Origin of the sequence: Polaribacter tangerinus, from assembly GCF_038024095.1 — a bacterium.
Taxonomy (GTDB): Bacteria; Bacteroidota; Bacteroidia; order Flavobacteriales; family Flavobacteriaceae; genus Polaribacter; species Polaribacter tangerinus.
Window position 1 is genome coordinate 35,253 of sequence record NZ_CP150668.1, and the last position, 19,983, is coordinate 55,235.

The window sequence follows — 19,983 nt, forward strand, 5'->3', positions numbered from 1 at the left end:
TTATTTCCAAAGATGATTGTTCGAAATGTTGAGATAATGGATACAACACTCCGCGATGGTGAACAAACCTCTGGAGTTTCTTTTTCCGTTTCAGAAAAATTAACAATAGCAAAACTATTGTTAGAGGAATTAAAAGTAGATAGAATAGAAGTTGCCTCTGCAAGAGTTTCTGAAGGAGAACTAAAGGCAGTTAAACAAATAACTAGCTGGGCACTAGAAAATAATCATCTTCATAAAATTGAAGTGCTAACATTTGTAGATGGTGGGAAATCGATAGAATGGTTATTAGACTCTGGTGCAAAAGTTCAGAATTTATTAACCAAAGGTTCTTTTAATCATTTAAAGTATCAATTAAAAAAAACACCTACTGAACATTTTGAAGATATTAAAAATACTATTTTATTAGCTGCAAAAAATAACATTCAAACAAATGTTTATTTAGAGGATTGGTCTAACGGAATGCGAAACTCTAGAGATTATGTATATCAATTCTTAGACTTTTTAACCACACAAAGTATCAAGAGAGTTTTACTACCAGATACATTGGGTATTTTAACACCTACTGAAACTTTTGATTTTCTCAAAGAAATACGATTAAAATATCCTGAATTACACATCGATTTTCACGGTCATAATGATTATGATTTAGGTGTTGCCAATGTAATGGAAGCAGTAAAAGCAGGAGTTAATGGTTTACACTTAACGGTAAACGGTATGGGAGAAAGAGCAGGAAACGCACCGATGGCAAGTGTTTTGGCTGTTATTAAAGATTTTTTAGTTGATGTAAACATTACAACTAACGAAAAATCACTTCATAAAATAAGTAAATTGGTAGAAACGTTTTCTGGATTTAGAATACCTGTTAATAAACCAATTGTTGGTGCAAATGTTTTTACTCAAACAGCTGGTATTCATGCAGATGGAGACAATAAAAATAATTTATATTTTAATGATTTATTGCCAGAGCGATTTGGTAGAAAACGAAAATATGCTCTAGGAAAAACTTCTGGTAAGGCAAATATTCAAAAAAACTTACAAGACTTAGGAATTCGTTTAAACGATGATGAACTCAAAAAAGTAACACAACGTATTATTGAATTAGGAGATAAAAAGGAAGTAGTATCTCAAGAGGACTTACCTTATATTATTTCTGATGTGTTAGACTCTGATACAATAGAAAAAAGAGTTATTGTAGAAAATTATGTGCTCGGTCATGCAAAAGGCATGAAACCCTCTACTACTTTAAAGTTAAAAGTAGAAGGTATTTCTTATGAAGCACATGCACAAGGAGATGGACAGTTTGATGCTTTTATGAATGCATTAAGAAAACTATATAAAACTCATAGCAAAAGAGAAATTCCTAGCTTAATTGACTATGCTGTTAGAATACCACCCGGAAGTCATTCTGATGCTTTGTGTGAAACTATTATTACTTGGAAAAAGGAAAAACATGAATTTACAACCCGTGGTTTAGACTCAGATCAAACTGTTTCAGCTATCAAAGCCACAGAAAAAATGCTAAATATTATATAGATAATTATCGAAAAAACAACTATAATTTACAAAATATGAAATTAAATATTGCTGTTTTGGCAGGAGACGGAATTGGACCAGAAGTTATTGATCAAGCGGTTAAAGTTTCGGATGCAGTAGCTAAAAAATTCGGACATGAAATTAACTGGAAACCTGCATTAACAGGAGCAGCAGCCATAGATGAAGTAGGTGAGCCCTACCCAGATGAAACACATGAAATTTGTAAAAGCTCAAATGCTGTTTTATTTGGTGCGATTGGTCACCCAAAATATGATAACAATCCATCGGCAAAAGTACGACCTGAGCAAGGATTACTTAAAATGCGAAAAAAACTAGGACTTTTTGCCAATGTAAGACCTACTTTTACATTTCCTTCACTACTAGATAAATCGCCTTTAAAAAGAGAACGTATAGAAGGTACAGATTTAGTTTTTTTACGAGAGTTAACAGGCGGAATTTACTTTGGCGAAAAAGGTAGAAGAGATGAAGGAGAAACAGCTTACGATAATTGTGTATATACAAGAAAAGAAGTTGTTAGATTGGCAAAAAAGGGATTTGAACTTGCAATGACAAGAAATAAAAAGTTGTGTTGTGTAGACAAAGCTAATGTACTAGAAACTTCGAGACTTTGGCGAGAAACTGTTCAGTCTATGGAAAAAGAATATCCAGAAGTTACCGTTTCTTATGAGTTTGTAGATGCTGTAGCTATGCGCTTGGTTCAATGGCCAAATAGTTATGATGTTTTGATTACAGAAAATTTATTTGGAGATATTTTAACAGATGAGGCCTCGGTAATATCTGGTTCTATGGGGTTAATGCCTAGTGCTTCATTAGGAGCTAATATTGGTTTGTTCGAACCAATTCATGGTTCGTACCCTCAAGCAACAGGTTTAAATATAGCAAATCCGATGGCTACAATTTTATCTGCAGCGATGATGTTTGAAAATTTCGGATTGCTAGATGAGGGTAAAGCAATTAGAAATGCAGTAAATAATGCACTTGAAAAGGGAATTGTTACTGAAGATTTATCGAATGGAGATAAAGCTTTTGGAACTAAAGAAGTTGGAGATTGGTTGGCAAATAGTATTTAATTCCAAATTATCTATTCTTACATAAAAAGTCATAAAAGCAACTAAATGCTTTTATGACTTTTTTATTTTATGAAATACTATTTACAAATTCCAAAAACACTTTTTTATGTAATGCTAAATTTAAATTACCAGAAACTGATGTTCTAACGATATAATCTTTATCTCCTTCTTTAGTAGTACCTTGAGTTGATGTAGCAGGTATAGTCCAATAGCAACCTTTTAATTGACCATAACTTACACAAAATTTACTTTCGTCTGGTATTTTAGTTATCATTAAATTAATTAATTGTAAGTTAAGTGCTCTTTTGTATGTTTCTTTCTCTTCCTCAGAATTTCCCTTTGTTGGTAGGTCTAAAGAAAATACAGAAGGTTTAAATCCCATTTCTGCTAAATCTTCAGAAACAAAATTTATTTTAGAATTGGGTAATATTTTTTTAATGTAGTTTACAAATTCTTTAGTGTTTTTATATGCCTCATCTATTCTTGTAATCATAGAAGGAAGTTGCTCTGCTAGTATTTTGTATTGAAGCGGTGTTGCTTCATTGTCGCATATTGTTAAATGCGTTGCAATTTTATGCTGATATTTTGTTGCTTTATTATTGGTAACACAATATCCTGCTGTACATCTTCCACCACTTGGAAACTTTGAGCCGCTGGCATAGGATATAACTTTAACATTAGAGAGTATTTCATTATCGCCTAAAAAATTTACATTCGGACAGAAAGTTTGGTCCAATATAAAAACTGGACTAACAGCAATTTCTCTGTCTTTTGTGTATCTTTTTTTATTTAACACTTTTTGTAAGTCGTTTAAATTTGGCACTTCAACTCTAGGGTTTGTTGGTATTTCTGCTATAATATATGGAACAGCATTATCAAGAGCTACACGCTCTAACACCAACTCGGTACTTTTTACCATGTTATTTTCACCATCTACCGGTAAGTCAACTATTTCTACATTATCAATACATTCTGCAACACGCCTAGCTTGGTCATTGGTTCCGCCATAACAATTAGGTGGAACAATAAATTTTATTTTCTTTGTTGGATGATTATCAATTGCATCATGAATCAATCCCATCATAATTGCATATTGTATAGATAAACCACTAGAAGCAACAATTGCATTAGATGATGTTTTTGTAATTTTTTTTAGAGCATTGATAACCTTATGTTTATCTAGCTCAGAGTTATTTGTAGGAATCGATAACGTAGATTTGTTTACAAAACTTTGTAAAAGATGTAAACAGTTTATCGGAGTCATAGCGATAGTTTCTCGCCTTCTAACATGTTGTATTTTTGAAATATATTGATTGTTTTTTATTGGTTCTATTATAAGTATGCTGCCATAAAAATCAAATATATGTAGATGGAAATCAGCTTTTATTTTTTTTGAAAAGGGTGAAATTTTAGTATGATTAGTTACATGAACAACACTTCCATCGAATTTGGGAGTATTCATAAAATGTTCTTCAGTGGTAATTTCAAAATTGTAATTATAGACATTTTTTAAAATTTCTGAATCTAAAAAATCTGTATGATTATTATCAGTAACAATTAATGTTTTTTTATTTTCTAATAAATTGGTTCTTAGAATAGCTAAAATAGGTGTCGTTTTTGAGGCAAAGCTAATAACATTATCTGACTCGATATTATTTAATTTAGCGATACTCCATTCTAACAAGCAAGATAACGGATGACCTAATCGAATATAATCATAAGCAGTTGGTAAATTTTCTAATTCTTTTATGGAATGTATATTTTTTTGGTATAGGTTTTCTAATTCTACTGTAAATTCCTTTTTTGCTTTAGATTCGTTATAAATATCTAATCTGTGAGTAGTTAAATGTAACCAATCTGAAGGCATATTTTTTAAAACTTCTTTTAGGTAATTTATCATAGTATGTTTTCTCTTTATTTTGATGCTTTTTTATCGGTTATACTTTTTCTTTTAAAGCTGCAATTTCATCACGCAGTTTTGCTGCAACAATAAAATCTAGATTTTTTGCTGCAGTTTCCATTTCTTTTCTTTTGTTACGAATTCTTTTTTCTATCTCTTCTTTGGGTAAATATTGAACCTCTTGTTCTGCCGCAACTTGTTTCGCATTTTCATAATGATAACTCGATACAGCAGATTTTGTTAAGGTATCTTCAATTTTTTTATTTATTTGAGTAGGTGTAATGTTATTTTTAATATTGTAAGCTATTTGTTTTTCTCTTCTTCGTTCTGTTTCATCAATAGTCTTTTGCATACTTTTGGTCATTTTATCAGCATACAAAATAGCCAAACCATTTACGTTTCTTGCAGCTCTTCCCACTGTTTGAGTTAGAGATTTTACATTTCTTAAAAAGCCTTCTTTGTCAGCATCTAAAATTGCTACTAAAGAAACTTCAGGTAAATCGAGTCCCTCACGTAGTAGGTTTACGCCAATTAATACATCAAATAAACCCTTACGCAAATCTTGCATAATTTCTACACGCTCTAAAGTATCAACATCCGAATGAATATAACGACAACGTATATTTACTCGAGTTAAATACTTGGTGAGTTCTTCTGCCATTCTTTTGGTTAGTGTGGTTACCAAAGAACGTTCGTCTTTTTCTACTCGAAGTTGTATTTCTTCAATTAAATCGTCTATTTGATTTAAGCTAGGTCTTACTTCTATTGGAGGGTCTAGCAGGCCAGTTGGTCTTATAATTTGTTCTACAAATACTCCTTCAGTTTTTTGTAACTCATAGTCTGAAGGTGTTGCAGAAACAAAAATTGTTTGATTTTGAATAGCCTCGAATTCTTCGAACTTAAGAGGTCTGTTATCCATTGCTGCTGGTAATCTAAAACCATATTCAACCAAGTTTTCTTTTCTACTTCTATCACCACCATACATTGCGTGGGTTTGAGGAACTGTAACATGGCTTTCATCAATAATCATTAAATAATCATCAGGAAAATAATCTAACAAGCAGAAGGGTCTTGTTCCTGGTTCTCTACCATCTAAATATCTCGAATAATTTTCTATTCCTGAACAGTATCCTAGTTCTCTAATCATCTCTAGGTCAAATTCTGTTCTTTCTTTAATTCTTTTTGCTTCTAAAGGTTTACCAATTTCATTAAAAAAGTCGACTTGCTTCATCATATCTTCTTGTATTTGATGAATTGCATTTTGTAGAATATCAGGTGAAGTCACAAAAAGATTTGCAGGATATATGCTTAATTCATCAAAGGTATTGATAACCGAGTTATTTTCTAAATCGAACAATTCAATTTCTTCTATTTCATCACCAAAAAAGTGAATTCGATAGCCATTATCTCCATAAGAAGGATAAATAGTAACAACATCTCCTTTTACTTTAAAGGTTCCGCTTTTAATTTCATGTTCTGTCCTAGAGTACAAGCTTTGCACCAATTGATGCAAGAATTTTGTTCTAGAAATTTGTTGACCAACAGCAACCGGAATTACATTTTTTTTAAATTCAGCAGGATTTCCAATACCGTACAAACATGAAACTGAGGCAACAACTAAAACATCTCTTCTTCCCGAAAGTAAGGATGATGAAGTGCTTAGCCTTAAGCGCTCAATGTCTTCATTTATAGATAAGTCTTTTTCTATATAAGTACCAGTTACAGGAATGTAAGCCTCTGGTTGATAATAGTCATAATAAGAAACAAAATATTCTACAGCATTTTCTGGAAAAAACTGCTTAAATTCGGAATACAGTTGTGCTGCTAAGGTTTTATTATGGGCTAAAACTAATGTAGGTTTTTTTACTTCTTGTACTACATTGGCTATCGTAAACGTTTTTCCAGACCCTGTAACCCCCAATAATGTTTGATACTTCTCTCCAGCTTTTATGCTTTCAGAAAGTTCTTTAATTGCTTGTGGCTGATCTCCAGTAGGAGAGAAGTCTGATACGAGTTTAAATTCCATACTGTAAAAATACGGATACTAATTGTATTTTTATTTTCTAATAAGACTAAAATTTTTAGTTTTTTTTGAAGAATGTTAGCACTAATTTATCCATCCTACTTTCTTTCTCCATGCTTCATAGCTTTGCTTAAGTTTTAATGCATCTTTAGGAGGATGTTGGTTTTCTTTTTTTGCGATATTATTTAAAATTTCAGTTTGTTCCTCTATAGAATTTAATCCAATTGATTTTCTTCTCTTGTTAACTTTTATTATACATTCAAGAGGATTCGGTGCTAACTTACCATTTTTATCCCAGTCAAATTGTGTACCAAAAAATTGTTTTTTATTCTCAAATACTGCAATTCTGTCTTTTAAATACGCATTATTTATTTTACTAGCATTGTTTTCTTTAACAACTATTTCTAGAAGTTTTTGACATTTTTTCATAAATTGTGGTTTGCTAATTGCATGCTGAATTATTAACCACGCTGCCTCATGTGCTTCTTTTCCAACTTTTTGAATTGTTGGATATCCATGTTTATCAATAATTGTTTCTAATATTTTAGCATTTTCAATATGAATTTTTTCCATTTCTGGGTGATATTCATCATTAAGTATACCTTTCCTAATTAATTCATCTCTAACTCTTATATCAGTATTTTTTAATTTTATAATTAGACTAGCTATTTTATCAAAATCAGCCATAAAACATTTTACCTTCTCAAAAGTGAGAAGTTTCCTTTTTTGTTGATTATTGGTTTGTTATTATCTGCAGGCACAAGTGTAATATTGTACCAATAATCGTCTGATGGGAGTAGTTTGCTGTTGTATGTTCCGTTCCATCCGTTGCTATCTATTGGTATTTCTGCTACGAGTTTACCGAATCTGTTAAAGATGGTAATTTTGGCATTAGGATAAAATGTTTTGTTGGCACCTTTTATAATCCAAGTATCATTTTTACCATCTCCATTAGGGGTAAAAAATTTAGGGAATTGCAATACAGATAATTGCAAAGTAGCATCAGGAGCACAGCCATTTTTATCATTTACAATTAGGGTATAAATTCCGCCTTCTAAGTTTTCAAAGATTGTTTCATCTTGAAAAGGAGTAGTGGTATTTAGATCTTCATTTCTCAGTGCAAATTGGTAGTTGCCAATTCCGATATTATTGGATATGGTATCAATAGAAACAGAGAGGTTATTTTCTCGATTCAAGGCATTTGCTTCATCAACAATTGTTACAAAGCTTCTTTCTATCGTTGCAGGATTAGAAGCGTTTACGGTTATGGTTTGACTTCTAGAGCAATTGGTTCCGTTGGTAGTGGTTGCGGTAACGGTGTAATTTCCTCCTTTGTTAATAGGCGCTGTTTGTGTATTCGCTACAATATTACCCAGCGCATCGGTCCATAGATAGTTGTAAATTCCTGCGGGATTTTCAGCTTCAAGAAACATTGGAGTATCATTTAAACAAATAATTTGCGGACTCGTAATAGCAAAGCTAGGTAAAGGGTTTACGATTACTTGAAAAGAGGCATCATCGTTTACACATCCAGTAGCTTTGTTTTGTATGCGCACAAAAAAGGTTTCTGTGGTATTGGTGTTTGTATATGGCGATGCTACGGCGTTTGTACCGTTGGTTGCTTGTTGTGGTGTTTTGTGAAAGGTTACCTCAAAATCGTCTGTGTCTTGAGAAGCACCAAGGAGTTTTGGAATTTGACTGTCTAAATCAATGGATTGAATAATTCCGTTTGTATCATCACCATCTGCATCATCATCGCAATAGGAGAGATTAGAGACAGGCGTAAACACAGGTTCTTTATTAATAATTACTTTAAAATTAGAGAGGTAGTTTACACAATTAGTTTCGGTATTTACAATTCGTACATAAATTGTTTCTTGGTATGGTGTTGTGTTTTCTATGGGAGAACTCAGCGGATTATTTCCGTTTTGAGCTTCTAAAAATTCTCTGTGATAGGTAATCTTAAATTTGGTAGGATCTTGAGTGCCAAGAATAGTACTTGTTTGTAATTCTAGATTGATGTTTTTAGAGTAACCGTTAATAGCCGAACCATCTAAGGCATCATCACAGACTTCTAAATCTGAGACAAAGTTTGCTGTAGGAACTTTATTAACAATTACAAAGAAAGAGGTGTGGTCTGTAAAACAACCGGTAATTTTATTGGTAACTCGAACAAATATTTCTTGCTGGTCTTTGGTGGTGTTTTTAAAAGGAGAAGCAAGCGGATTGCTGCCAGAGTTGGCTTCTTCTGCCGATTTGTGGTAGGTAACCTCAAAATCGGAAGGAGATTGAGAGCTGCCTAAAATACGCGCATCGTTGTCGGTAAGCATAAAACCATCTACAAAACCATCCGTAGAGAGTCCGCTAACAGCATCATCACACAAGGTTAAATTTTCTGCAGCATTGGCAATTGGAACAGAATTAATTTGAACATAAAATTGTCCTAAACCTTGGCAATCGTTATTTACATTGCTTAAAATTTTATAATAAATAGGAAATTGAATTCCTTGAGTTGTGGTAGTTACTTCATTTTTCGAAATATCATTTCTAAAGTTTGATATATCTATTTCGTTTAAGCTACTGCTTCGATCATCTTTATTTTCAAAGAAAGAAACGGTAGTATTAGCAGGAGCATTAATACCTGATAAAATGGCTGTCTTGTCTAGAGTAAAGGCAGAAATATTGTCTGTATCGTTGTTTAAACTTGGATTATCATCTCCATTTGGCGCAAGAAAATCGTCACAAACAGGAGTTTGAATAGTATTGTAGGCATTGTCTGATGTAGCACCAACATTAATGGTTAAGCTAACAATATCTCTTGTACACCCAAAAGAAGTGGTAACCTTCGCATAGACAGTTTTAGATGTATTAATAGGAATAGCGTATGAAGTAATATTTGTAATTTTTGTTGTTCCTAAATTATCTTCAAAATACTCAAATGAAATACCTGCACTTTCTGATATTGATGTCTCTGCGAGTGTTAAATTTACTGTGGTTGTGGTACTAGTATCGGTGTCACTTACACAATGATTAAAAACAGGATTAGGTTTAATTACAGGTAAAGGATCTACTATTAATTCGATGGTTTTGCTAGCGTCATAACAATCGGCATTATTTATGTTTTCTACTCTAATAAAAACAGTTGTATTGTTTGTAACGCTGTAATCGGTGTCTTTATTTATTATTGTGCTACTATCATTAGTTTCTGCACCAGCCAAAGAAGTATGATATGAAACATTAAACTGGGAGCTTGGTAAACTTCCTAATATTTCTGAGTCTCTGGTGTTTAATACAAATGTATTGATTATTCCGTCTGTATCGTCGCCACTTTCTAAATTATCACAAATTCTGTAGGGCTCAGGTTGTGTTGCAATAGGTAATTCTGTAACGATTAAGTTAAAATCAGTAATATCGTAGCAGGCACTTGGTGCTTTTTTATTTTGAACTCTGGCATAAATGGTTTGTGAGCCAAACGAAGTAAGGTTTTTATAATTAGATGGTATGGTATCAACTCCTATTGTTGCTTTTGCAAGATCATCAAAATATAAAATTTCAAAATTTGCAGGGTTGGCAGTACCCAAAATTTCTGATGCTGTTAAAGCTCTCAAGTCAAAAGTATTAAACCCGTCATTATCTTCATCACAAACAGGAGGTATATTTGTACTGTTTGCTTTAGCAGCTTCAAAAACGTCTACATTAAAAGTACCATTGTATTCTATATCATTTCCACATTCGTCTTTAAGGTTTATTTTTAATGTATAAGCTCCAATATCTGCTGTGCTAATATTATTTAAGTTTAATTTATAATCTGGTGCAGCAGCAGATAATATCGTTTTTGTGGTTCCGTTGTCAAACGCCCATTCATATATAATATCTGTTCCAGTAACTTTTTCTGGGGTAATCGTTTTATTTTCTCCAATACAAAATTGCAAATCTTTAAAGTTTATTACTTCATTGGTTTCCTTGTCTTTAATTTCTATTGGTAATAACAAAGATGATAGAAAAGGAGGTAAGCCTTGCGATGCGGTTACTGCGCCTTCTCCAACTTTAACAGATAAGTGAGAGTAATTGCAAGCATCTTTTAATTGTTCTGGTCTGTTAATTACACTAATAAAATTAGATTGGTTAGACGTCCAATATATTTTCCCATCAGGACCTAGTTGTAGTGCGCCTCTAGAATTAAAATAGGTATGAATTAAATAAATGCTTTCATTTATTTCTTCGATAGTTGGTTTGGTTAAATCTATTTGATAAAGTGATTCATTGGCATCTCTAAAGTTTCCGGTGGATAAATACAATCTAGAACTAGAAGGAGAGAACTCTACACCATAAACATTATCAAAAATATTTATTCTATTAGTAATCGTAGAATTTTTAAAATTAGTTACTTTCCCTGTTTGGTCATCAAAATCGAAAATAAAAGCTCCTTCTGGCATGTTACCAGCAACGAGTGTTGTTCCGTCTGGAGAAACTTTTAGGTAACCTCTTGGATCTTGGCTGGAGTATGTTGGAACTTTGCTGATAGTTGGATTGTTTATATTTACCCCAGAATTATCAACTTTATAGGCATAAAACGTATCAAAAAAAGTAGATATTACCCAAAAGGCATTACATTCTTTAGCTCTAACTGCGGTAACTTTTTCAGACCAATTTACATGGTTTACTACGCTTCCTAAACTAACAGGTCCGGCCACAACATCTCCATTACCGCCATTGGCAGACATATCTATAGTATAATACCAAAAACCAGCATTGTCACTAGAACGAGCACCTACTGTAAATAAATAATAAATATTCGGTTTTCCTGGTGCAGGTACTGTTAATGCTGCTTGTGAGCTAGATGCATCTCCCTGTAATCCCACTCCGTTTGGCATCGGGCTATTATTTTTATCCCAAACGGTTAAGTTTTTTGAATTTGTTGAGGGGGCACCCACATAAAACAATAAGTTTCCGTTTACATCAGAAAAAGAAGAGCACCCCTCTAGAGTGCTCAGACTACTGCCATTAACTGGTACTGGTTTCCCAGAGTTAAAATCTAATGCAGCATTGTTACCAAAGTACCAAAAGTTGGCTTCTTTTTGGGCAAAAGAAATAGATACAGTAAAAAAAAATAATATAGGGAATAAGTACTTCATTTGATGTTTTTAATATTCTAAAACTCAAATATATTTAAAAACTACTACAAATCCCTCTTTTTTAACAAAGCATAAGACAAATAGATGAATATAAAAGTCCAAATTAGTACAATACTTACACTAAAGAATTCTACCGAATAATTTTTTGTAAAAGTTTCGCCAATTTGAGAAGCTACAGATTTTACAGCTCCTAATCTAGAAAATGGTTCTTTAATAAGGTTTGAAAGAGCTTCTAAAGGTAAAAACTGCATAATAGCATTAACTTTCTCAGAAATATTTTCCTCTCCTCTAAGGTTAATGAATAAAAAACCTCGAAAAAGGTTTTCAATAATAGACCAAACAACCATAGCTCCTACAGCGAAGGCAGATCTTTTTACTAAAATTCCAAAGAATAAACCCATGCTAAAAAAGCCTACAAGCTTAATAAAAAAGGCAAACAAGTAGCTTAAATCAGTAACAATAATAGAAATTTCGTTATAGTCTGAATACACAAAACCTAATATTAAAGAAACAACAAAAACAAATAGGGTAGAAATACAAGCAAAAGCAAGCACAGCGTAAAATTTAGACAGTATAAACTCTTTTTTACTTAAGCCATCTATAAGGTTTTGTTTTAATGTTTTATAGCTATATTCATTAGACATCATTGAAACTATAACTAATAATAAAAAGAATTTTAAGATAGCGGCAATGTAAGTATTAAAGTGCCAGATATAAGGAAAGTTAAAAATTCCCATTTCGGCAAGATGAAACTTTATGGGACCAATATTAAATTTTATAGCAGCAATTAATGCAATACATGTAAGAAGTCCGAAATAAATTAGAGATAGTACTTTACTTGCTGTGTTGTATTTTAATTTATGAAACTCTATGGTTAAAAGGCGTAACATTTATGTTTTATTTTAGTTGATATTTTTTGAAAGTTTGCACTGTTTTAAACAATTTAATTATTGTTTGTTAAATCTAAAAACTGCTGTTCTAAACTTGGTTTCCTTTTAACAAGGTGACTTAAAACAATACCTTTCTTAAAGAGAAAAGCATTCATTTCTTCAGCAGAAATACTTTCGTTTAGAGTGGCAATAATAGTTTCTTGTTCTTTAGACACTTTGTGTATTGCACTTAACTCTTTAAGCGCTTTTATTAAAAGAGTATCATCTTTTGCTACTTTTAATTCAAAGAAGCCTTTAGAAGCAGTCATTTCATCAACTCTACCGCTGTACAATTTTATTCCTTTTCTAATAACTACTACATGAGAGCAAACTTTTTCTACCTCGTCGAGTAGGTGAGAAGCCAATAATATGGTAGTTCCTGTACTAGCAATTTTATTAATTATAGTTCTAATTTCGTGAATTCCTTGAGGGTCTAAACCATTTGTAGGCTCATCTAAAATAAGTATTTCAGGATCATTTAGTAGTGCAGATGCAATAGCCAAACGCTGTTTCATACCCAAAGAAAATGTTTTAAACTTACTGTTTTTTCTTTCAAAAAGATTTACTGTTTTAAGTTTTTCATCAATTTTTTCAGATGATATTCCTTTGATTGTACAGATTAACTTTAAATTTTGCTCAGCAGTCATGTATGGATAAAAGTTGGGTCTCTCTATAATAGCACCCACTTTTTTTAAAGCCTCGTGAGTAGATAACTTTCCGTTAAACCAAGAAAATGAACCAGAGGTTCGGTTTACTACATTTAAAATAATTCCTAGAGTGGTAGATTTTCCACTTCCATTTGGACCAAGTATGCCATAAACATTTCCTTTTTGTATATCAAAAGAAAGGTTATTAACAGCATGAACTGATCCGTATTTTTTATCGAGGTTTTTGAGAGATAAGATTGTTTCCAAGTAAAAAAGTATTTAGTCGATTATGTTATTTAAGACGACTAATTTACACTTTTGTTACCAAATGTGGTGATATCAAATAAAATTGTAACCAAAAAGTTACAAGATGAAAGTTTGACAAGTAAATTTTATGTTGATTATCTATGTGATATTAATACTCATTATAGTCAAAATCATCATCGAAATGACCATATTCATCATCATTATCATCGTCTGCAAAAGGATCTTCTAGTTTATCGGCAATAAATTCTTTATCGGGAGCTTTTTCTGGAATTTCCCCCACAGAGAGTATAATTTGAGGTAAGTTTTCTTTATTTTCTGTTGATATTTCAATCACCTCAACATAAAAAGTCCACATTTTTAAAAAATCGTAAACATAAATTAATTTATCATTCTCTTGAGGTAATGTTTCACTTAAAGTACAATTGTGCATACAAATACCTGTTCCTGCTTCCTCCATATTAAACAAAGGTATTTCTTCCCCTTGGTTCCATTCGTTATCAGTTCTGTAAAAAGAGGCCATTTCTTGCCCTTCAAAACCAAATGACTTGGCAATACTTAAATGAAAGCTTTCTAAACTAATAGAATCGCCTACTAAAATAGTTCTAATTACATCTTCTTTACTGTCTAAAATTACCCGTATTTTGTACATATTATGCTTTAACTTTTCTGCAACAAAAATACAATTTTTTATATGTATTTTTACATATTTAATATATGAATATGGATAAGTCTACTATTTTAAATGCCTTTAATGAACGGTCGAAAAATACACTAATGGAAACTCTTGATATTGAATATATTGATGTAGGAGATGATTTTTTAACAGCTAAAATGCCTGTTACTTCAAAAGTGCATCAACCTTATGGACAACTTCATGGAGGAGCCACTGCGGCTTTAGCAGAAAGTGTAGGTAGTGCTGCTTCTAATTTTTTTATACACAACGAGCGTCAATTTATAAACGGAATTCAATTGTCTATCAATCATATAAAGAGTATGAAAGAGGGAATTGTATTTGCCACAGCAAAAAATATTCACAAAGGTAGAACGACTCATTTGTGGGAGGTGAAAGTTACCGATGAGGAAGGTAATTTAATCTCGGTAGCAAAAATGACAAATATTGTTTTAGATATTAAAAAATAATACTTTTTACAAGATATTTATGAACTCTAAAATAGCAGATTTTTTTTCTAAGAAACTTCCTTTTGTGGTTTATAGAAAGCCAAACGAAAATTTAATAAATGGTTTATTTATGAACAATTCTAAGTTAGTCTTTACCCAAGATTTTAACGAAGAGGGTTTTGTTTTTGCTCCTTTTGATAGTGATAAAAAAGCTGTTTTATTTCCAATTGATAACGCTACTTTAATTTCAGAAAGTTTTCATAGTAACATAATTAACAAGCAAGTATTAGCTAAACAAAATAGTGTTGATGACATTAAAAACGCTCATTTAAAGATTGTAAAAAATGCTATAGAAAAAATTAGTCAAGGAGATTTAAAAAAAGTGGTCATTTCTAGAAAAGAGTTAGTATCATTAAATAGTTTTGATGTTATTTCTCTATACAACAAACTTTTAACTACATATGCAACTGCTTTTGTATATGTTTGGTATCACCCAAAAGTTGGTTTATGGTTTGGAGCTTCTCCAGAAACTCTTTTAGAAACTACCAATACTCATTTTAAAACAATGTCTTTGGCAGGAACACAATTAGACAAAGGAACAGCCAATATTATTTGGCAAGCTAAAGAGTTGGAGGAGCAGCAAATGGTTACCACTTTTATAGAAAAACAGCTTCGCGATATTTCGTCAGATTTAAAAACGTTTACCACAGAAACTGTAAAAGCTGGCTCTTTGCTACATTTAAGAACCAAGGTTACTGGTGTTTTAAAGCCTAAGACTTCTTTAAAAAATTTGATAAGAGCTTTGCATCCAACACCGGCGGTTTGTGGATTGCCAAGAGATAAGGCAAAGGAATTTATACTTCATAATGAAACCTATGACAGAACTTTTTATACCGGATTTTTAGGTGAAATTAATTTTAAAAGCCAAGAAGATAATACTCTTAAAACAGCACTTTTTGTTAATTTAAGATGCATGAATATTAAAGATAAAGATGCTTGTATTTATGTAGGAGGTGGTATCACTAAAGAAAGCGACCCACTAAAAGAGTGGGAAGAAACAGTTTCTAAATCTTTAACAATGAAAAAAGTACTTATTTAATTCTATACTATTATTATTCTTTCCTTCAATTATACAAAAAACCACCTTAGTAATTTAAGGTGGTTTTTAAAGCTATTAAATTCAAATTAATTACACAAAAGAGGGTTACAAAGCCTCTCTTAAAAATTAATTACCAAGTATTGTGCCAAACTGTAATATCTAATTAAAAATATAATTATTTTAACTTTAACTTAATTTTTTAACAAAAATAACGACTCCAATTATAGAATCGTTATTTTTAAGAATATTATAATATTTTATAGCTATTGCTTATATAGCATGTTTGTGAGCTTTGTATGAAGAGCGCACTAATGGTCCACTTTCCACATACATAAAGCCCATTTCTAAGCCTATGGTTTCGTATTTTTTAAACTGTTCTGGTGTTATAAATTCTTTTAGTGGTAGGTGCATTTTTGTTGGTTGTAAATACTGTCCAATAGTAATAATATCACAATTTACATCACGCAAATCTTTCATGGTTTGTATTACTTCTTCTTCTGTTTCACCAAGTCCCAGCATTAAACCAGTTTTTGTTCGCATTCCGTTTTGTTTTAAATATCTTAAAACTTCCAAACTTCTATCGTACTTTGCTTGAATTCTTACCTCCCTTGTTAATCTTCTAACAGTTTCCATATTATGAGAAACTACCTCTGGATGAACTGCTATAATTCTATCCATTTGTTTCGTATTTCCTTGAAAATCTGGAATTAAGGTTTCTAGAGTCGTATTCGGATTTGCTCTCCGTATAGCTTCTACAGTTTCTGCCCAAATTATAGAACCACCATCTTTTAAGTCATCCCTATCTACAGAGGTTATTACGGCGTGTTTAATACCCATAATTTTTATTGAACGGGCTACTTTTTCAGGTTCGTCCCATTCTACCGTTTCTGGTCTTCCTGTTTTTACTCCACAAAAGCCACAAGAACGTGTACAAATATTTCCTAAAATCATAAATGTAGCCGTTCCTTCTCCCCAACATTCTCCCATATTCGGACAACTACCACTTGTACAAATGGTGTTTAGTTTGTATTTATCTACCAAACCACGTAATTCGGTATATTTTTTTCCAACAGGAAGTTTTACACGAAGCCATTTTGGTTTTTTAGGTCTTTCTGGAGCTATTACAGATTCTATTGCCATTTTTATTGAATTTGAAATGCAAAGATACAAAGGAAAGATTAAAATTGTTGTTAAAATCTAACGAAGAGTGAGGGCTTTAGATTCTTTTAAGAAAAAATAATTTAATAATAAATTCTATGAAGTTATTTTTTTTACTAAAGAATTTTTTACAAACTAATTATAAACCATAAGCTAAAACTGATTAGAAAAATAATACCAATAATGCTTACTATTTTTAAATAAATACCAGGTCTGTAATTTTCTGGTGTATGTTTCCCAGTGATTAATTTGTAATTTAAAATAGCGTAAAAAGGAGCTGTTAGAAATGATAATATGGTCGCAATTTTAATAAGCATTCCCATATTGTTTATAAAATAGTTGAGAATACAAAAAGTGCCAATAAATAGTAGAAATATCCAAAACCAGTAACCTTTCTTAAAGCGAGTATTAAAAAGAAGATTCGTTGTTTTATTCATTGCTCTTGGCGAAGCATCTAAAGTTGTTATTGTCGTACTAAACATTGTTGTAAAAGCGGCAATTGCTATGAATATATATGAGTAGCTTCCTAAGTTTTTTGTATATAAGTTAATGAGTTGTTGTGCAAAAAGTCCTCCTTTATCAGAAAAATTTTCTCCAGATTTATACATCACTAAGGCCCCTAGAAGAACAAAACATATTCCTAAAAATAAGGCTCCTAAATATCCGATATTAAAATCGAATATCGCAGCATTTTTTGAAGCTCTTTTTAAGTTACTTTTGTCTTTTTCTACAGACCAAATAGAATGCCAAATAGAAATGTCTAGTGGTGCAGGCATCCATCCTAAAAATGCAATAAGAAATGTAATTTCTACACTACCAGATGGTAAAATTTGGGCAACATTAAAGGCTTCTTTTGTGTTTGTAAATGCAACTAAAAGTGCAATAATGGTGCTAATGGTTAGAATAGCTATTATGTACTTCATTAGGTTGTCTAAGAGTCTGTATTTTCCAAATAGCAGAATAAAAATACTCACTAACATTATAATAACAGACCACGTTACTAAATTTGTGGTAATGCCAAATATTTGAGAAGCTAAACCAGCGGTTACGATAGTTACAGCCGCTTGAATGGTAAACATGGTAGCAAAATTAATTAGGTAATAAATAGCGAGTAATGGTTTGCCCATTTTTTTATAACCATCTAACAAGGTTTCTCCTGTTGCTGCTGCATATCTTGGTCCAAACTGAAAAAACGGATATTTGAAAATATGTGCTAAAAAAACTGCCCAAATAAGTCCAAATCCAAATTCTGCACCAGCTCTTGTAGACTGTACCAAATGTGAAACACCAATTGCAGCACCAGCAAACAGTAATCCAGGTCCAATAGATTGTAGAATTTTTTTTCTCATTATCGGTTCTATTTTAAGTAGTTTTAAGCTAAAATAGTAGCACTTAAGTTACATTGCTAATATCAATTTTATAAAAAAGTTAGTTTTTGTTTATAATGGCAGCAAGTAGTTTTTTTGCTCTTAAAAGTTTAACCTTAACATTATTAATTGGTTCTTCTATTTGCATAGAGATTTCTTTGTAGCTTAATTCTTGAAAATAACGTAATTGAATTACTTGTTGGTATTTAGGCTTTAATTGCTTAATGTCTTGTAAAAGTTTTGCTAAGTTTTGTTCTCCTATTATTTTGTCTTCGGGAGTTGGACTTTCATCAATAACTAAATAAACCTTGTCTTCTTGCTCTTTTGTTGTTTCAATAGAGTTGTTTTTTTTTCGAAGTAAATCGATATGGATATTTTTAGATATTGTTATTAGCCATGTTTTAAATACATAGGTATCGTTATAACTTTCAATTTTATCAAAAGCTTTTGAAAATGTTTGAATAGTAATATCTTCAGCATCATTCTCGCTTTTTGTTCTTTTAAGCTGATAATTATATACTTGAGGCCAAAATAAATCTAGTATATAACGAAAAGCAGCCTGATTACCATTTTTTGCTTTGTTTATATAGTCCGATAAATTAGTGCGTTCTATTTCCAATGAGTTGGTTTTGATATAAAATTTGTTATAAAGATACTAAATTGAAATAATAATAAGCCAATTTCTAGTAAGGGTATATAAAATGTAATACCTCTTTCTTTAAACTTATTTGCCACTAAAGTTAGTACTGTAATCTGTACACCAAAATAGAGGCAAAAACTTACAGAAACAAATTCAAAAGAGTAGGAGATCGCCAAAAATATACCTATTATATATATCATAATTTTAGTAAAAAAGAAATTGGCAAGAAGTATTTTGTGCTTATTTTGATAATAATTAGCTGTAGAAATATGTCTTCTTTTTTGTCGAAACCATTTTTTAAATGAGGAGGGAGCATTTGAAATAGTAAAACTTTTGGGGTGTATGCAAAGAGTTGTGTTTTCTTTATTGGCAGCATCTTGTATAAATAAATCGTCATCTCCAGATTTTATATGCAAGTGACTTGCAAAACCTTTTACTTTATAAAACTCCTTTTTCTGATATGCCAAATTTCTTCCAACTCCCATATATGGAATTCCTATTTTGGCATAACTGAAATATTGAATTGCAGTTAATAAAGTTTCGAAACGCACAAACAAATTTACTAGAGTTTTGTTTCTTTTGTATTTACCATATCCTAAAACAATGGTCTTATTTTGGTTAAAGTACTTTGCTGTTTCAGAAATCCAAAATTTTGAGGCTGGTTTACAATCTGCATCTGTAAAAAAATAAGGTTTCATACTTTGCAGCTTTAATACCTAGGGTAAGTGCATATTTTTTATTCCCCCAGAAATTTTCGTTATTTTCTACATTAACAATTTTAACATTATCGTTCTCTTTTTGAAATTCTTTCATAACAGAAAGAGTTTCATCAGTAGAACCATCGTTTATAAGTACAACTTCAAAAGAATGGTAAGATTGATTTAGAATTGTTGGTATGTTTTCCCGTAGATTTTCAGCTTCATTTTTTGCACATACTAATACTGAAACACCATTTATGCCACTACTTTTATGAGTAGTGTTTTTGTGAAAAAGTAATGATGAAAATAAAATATAATACAGAATTTGTATGCCAATAAAAGCCACAAATATGCAGATAAGAATGGCTATAATCATC

16 protein-coding genes are annotated in these 19,983 nt (G+C 31.5%); 4 read left to right on the top strand and 12 right to left on the bottom strand.

The window, feature by feature from the left end:
• Positions 1-12: 12 nt before the first annotated feature.
• Positions 13-1,533: an alpha-isopropylmalate synthase regulatory domain-containing protein gene (locus tag WHD54_RS00165; protein ID WP_088324912.1), complete on the top strand. Its 1,521-nt coding sequence runs from the start codon at positions 13-15 to the stop codon at positions 1,531-1,533.
• A 35-nt stretch (positions 1,534-1,568) separates the two neighbouring features.
• Complete coding sequence (gene leuB, locus WHD54_RS00170) at positions 1,569-2,624, top strand: 3-isopropylmalate dehydrogenase (RefSeq protein WP_088324911.1); 1,056 nt, start codon at positions 1,569-1,571, stop codon at positions 2,622-2,624.
• A 67-nt stretch (positions 2,625-2,691) separates the two neighbouring features.
• Here leuB and WHD54_RS00175 read toward each other — a convergent pair whose 3' ends face one another.
• The 7 genes from WHD54_RS00175 to WHD54_RS00205 form a co-directional block, all read right to left on the bottom strand.
• On the bottom strand, positions 2,692-4,524 hold the full coding sequence (locus WHD54_RS00175) for a PLP-dependent transferase (protein WP_088324910.1): 1,833 nt from the start codon (positions 4,522-4,524) through the stop codon (positions 2,692-2,694).
• Between the two features lie 37 nt (positions 4,525-4,561).
• Complete coding sequence (uvrB, locus tag WHD54_RS00180) at positions 4,562-6,550, bottom strand: excinuclease ABC subunit UvrB (protein WP_088324909.1); 1,989 nt, start codon at positions 6,548-6,550, stop codon at positions 4,562-4,564.
• Between the two features lie 81 nt (positions 6,551-6,631).
• Positions 6,632-7,234, bottom strand: coding sequence for a DUF6624 domain-containing protein (locus WHD54_RS00185; protein ID WP_088324908.1), 603 nt, complete (start codon positions 7,232-7,234; stop codon positions 6,632-6,634).
• An 8-nt stretch (positions 7,235-7,242) separates the two neighbouring features.
• Entirely contained in the window at positions 7,243-11,682 is a 4,440-nt protein-coding gene (locus tag WHD54_RS00190) for a T9SS type B sorting domain-containing protein (protein ID WP_340767465.1), read from the bottom strand.
• Between the two features lie 44 nt (positions 11,683-11,726).
• Positions 11,727-12,572 (bottom strand): ABC transporter permease, encoded by an 846-nt coding sequence (locus WHD54_RS00195; protein ID WP_088322661.1) that lies wholly within the window; start codon positions 12,570-12,572, stop codon positions 11,727-11,729.
• 53 nt (positions 12,573-12,625) lie between these two features.
• On the bottom strand, positions 12,626-13,525 hold the full coding sequence (locus WHD54_RS00200) for an ABC transporter ATP-binding protein (RefSeq protein WP_088322662.1): 900 nt from the start codon (positions 13,523-13,525) through the stop codon (positions 12,626-12,628).
• A 148-nt stretch (positions 13,526-13,673) separates the two neighbouring features.
• Positions 13,674-14,174 (bottom strand): IS1096 element passenger TnpR family protein, encoded by a 501-nt coding sequence (locus WHD54_RS00205; protein WP_088322663.1) that lies wholly within the window; start codon positions 14,172-14,174, stop codon positions 13,674-13,676.
• Positions 14,175-14,239: 65 nt separating this feature from the next.
• Between WHD54_RS00205 and WHD54_RS00210 the strand changes: the two genes are divergently transcribed.
• Together WHD54_RS00210 and WHD54_RS00215 are read left to right on the top strand one after the other, a co-directional pair.
• Entirely contained in the window at positions 14,240-14,665 is a 426-nt protein-coding gene (locus WHD54_RS00210; RefSeq protein WP_394364869.1) for a PaaI family thioesterase, read from the top strand.
• 19 nt (positions 14,666-14,684) lie between these two features.
• On the top strand, positions 14,685-15,743 hold the full coding sequence (locus WHD54_RS00215; protein WP_233130948.1) for a chorismate-binding protein: 1,059 nt from the start codon (positions 14,685-14,687) through the stop codon (positions 15,741-15,743).
• A gap of 270 nt (positions 15,744-16,013) precedes the next feature.
• On the opposite strand, the gene lipA is transcribed toward WHD54_RS00215, so the two are convergent.
• The 5 genes from lipA to WHD54_RS00240 all read right to left on the bottom strand — a co-directional run bounded on the left by lipA (position 16,014) and on the right by WHD54_RS00240 (position 19,982).
• Positions 16,014-16,883 carry a lipoyl synthase gene (gene lipA, locus WHD54_RS00220; RefSeq protein WP_088322665.1) on the bottom strand — a complete coding sequence of 290 codons (870 nt, stop codon included), beginning with the start codon at positions 16,881-16,883 and terminating at the stop codon, positions 16,014-16,016.
• 146 nt (positions 16,884-17,029) lie between these two features.
• Complete coding sequence (locus tag WHD54_RS00225; RefSeq protein ID WP_088322666.1) at positions 17,030-18,250, bottom strand: Nramp family divalent metal transporter; 1,221 nt, start codon at positions 18,248-18,250, stop codon at positions 17,030-17,032.
• Positions 18,251-18,329: 79 nt separating this feature from the next.
• Entirely contained in the window at positions 18,330-18,887 is a 558-nt protein-coding gene (locus tag WHD54_RS00230; protein WP_198943126.1) for an RNA polymerase sigma factor, read from the bottom strand.
• Entirely contained in the window at positions 18,878-19,606 is a 729-nt protein-coding gene (locus WHD54_RS00235; protein ID WP_317043133.1) for a glycosyltransferase family 2 protein, read from the bottom strand. Before WHD54_RS00235 ends, WHD54_RS00230 begins: the two co-directional genes overlap by 10 nt.
• Positions 19,572-19,982, bottom strand: coding sequence for a glycosyltransferase (locus tag WHD54_RS00240; RefSeq protein WP_317043134.1), 411 nt, complete (start codon positions 19,980-19,982; stop codon positions 19,572-19,574). Before WHD54_RS00240 ends, WHD54_RS00235 begins: the two co-directional genes overlap by 35 nt.
• Position 19,983 lies beyond the last annotated feature (1 nt).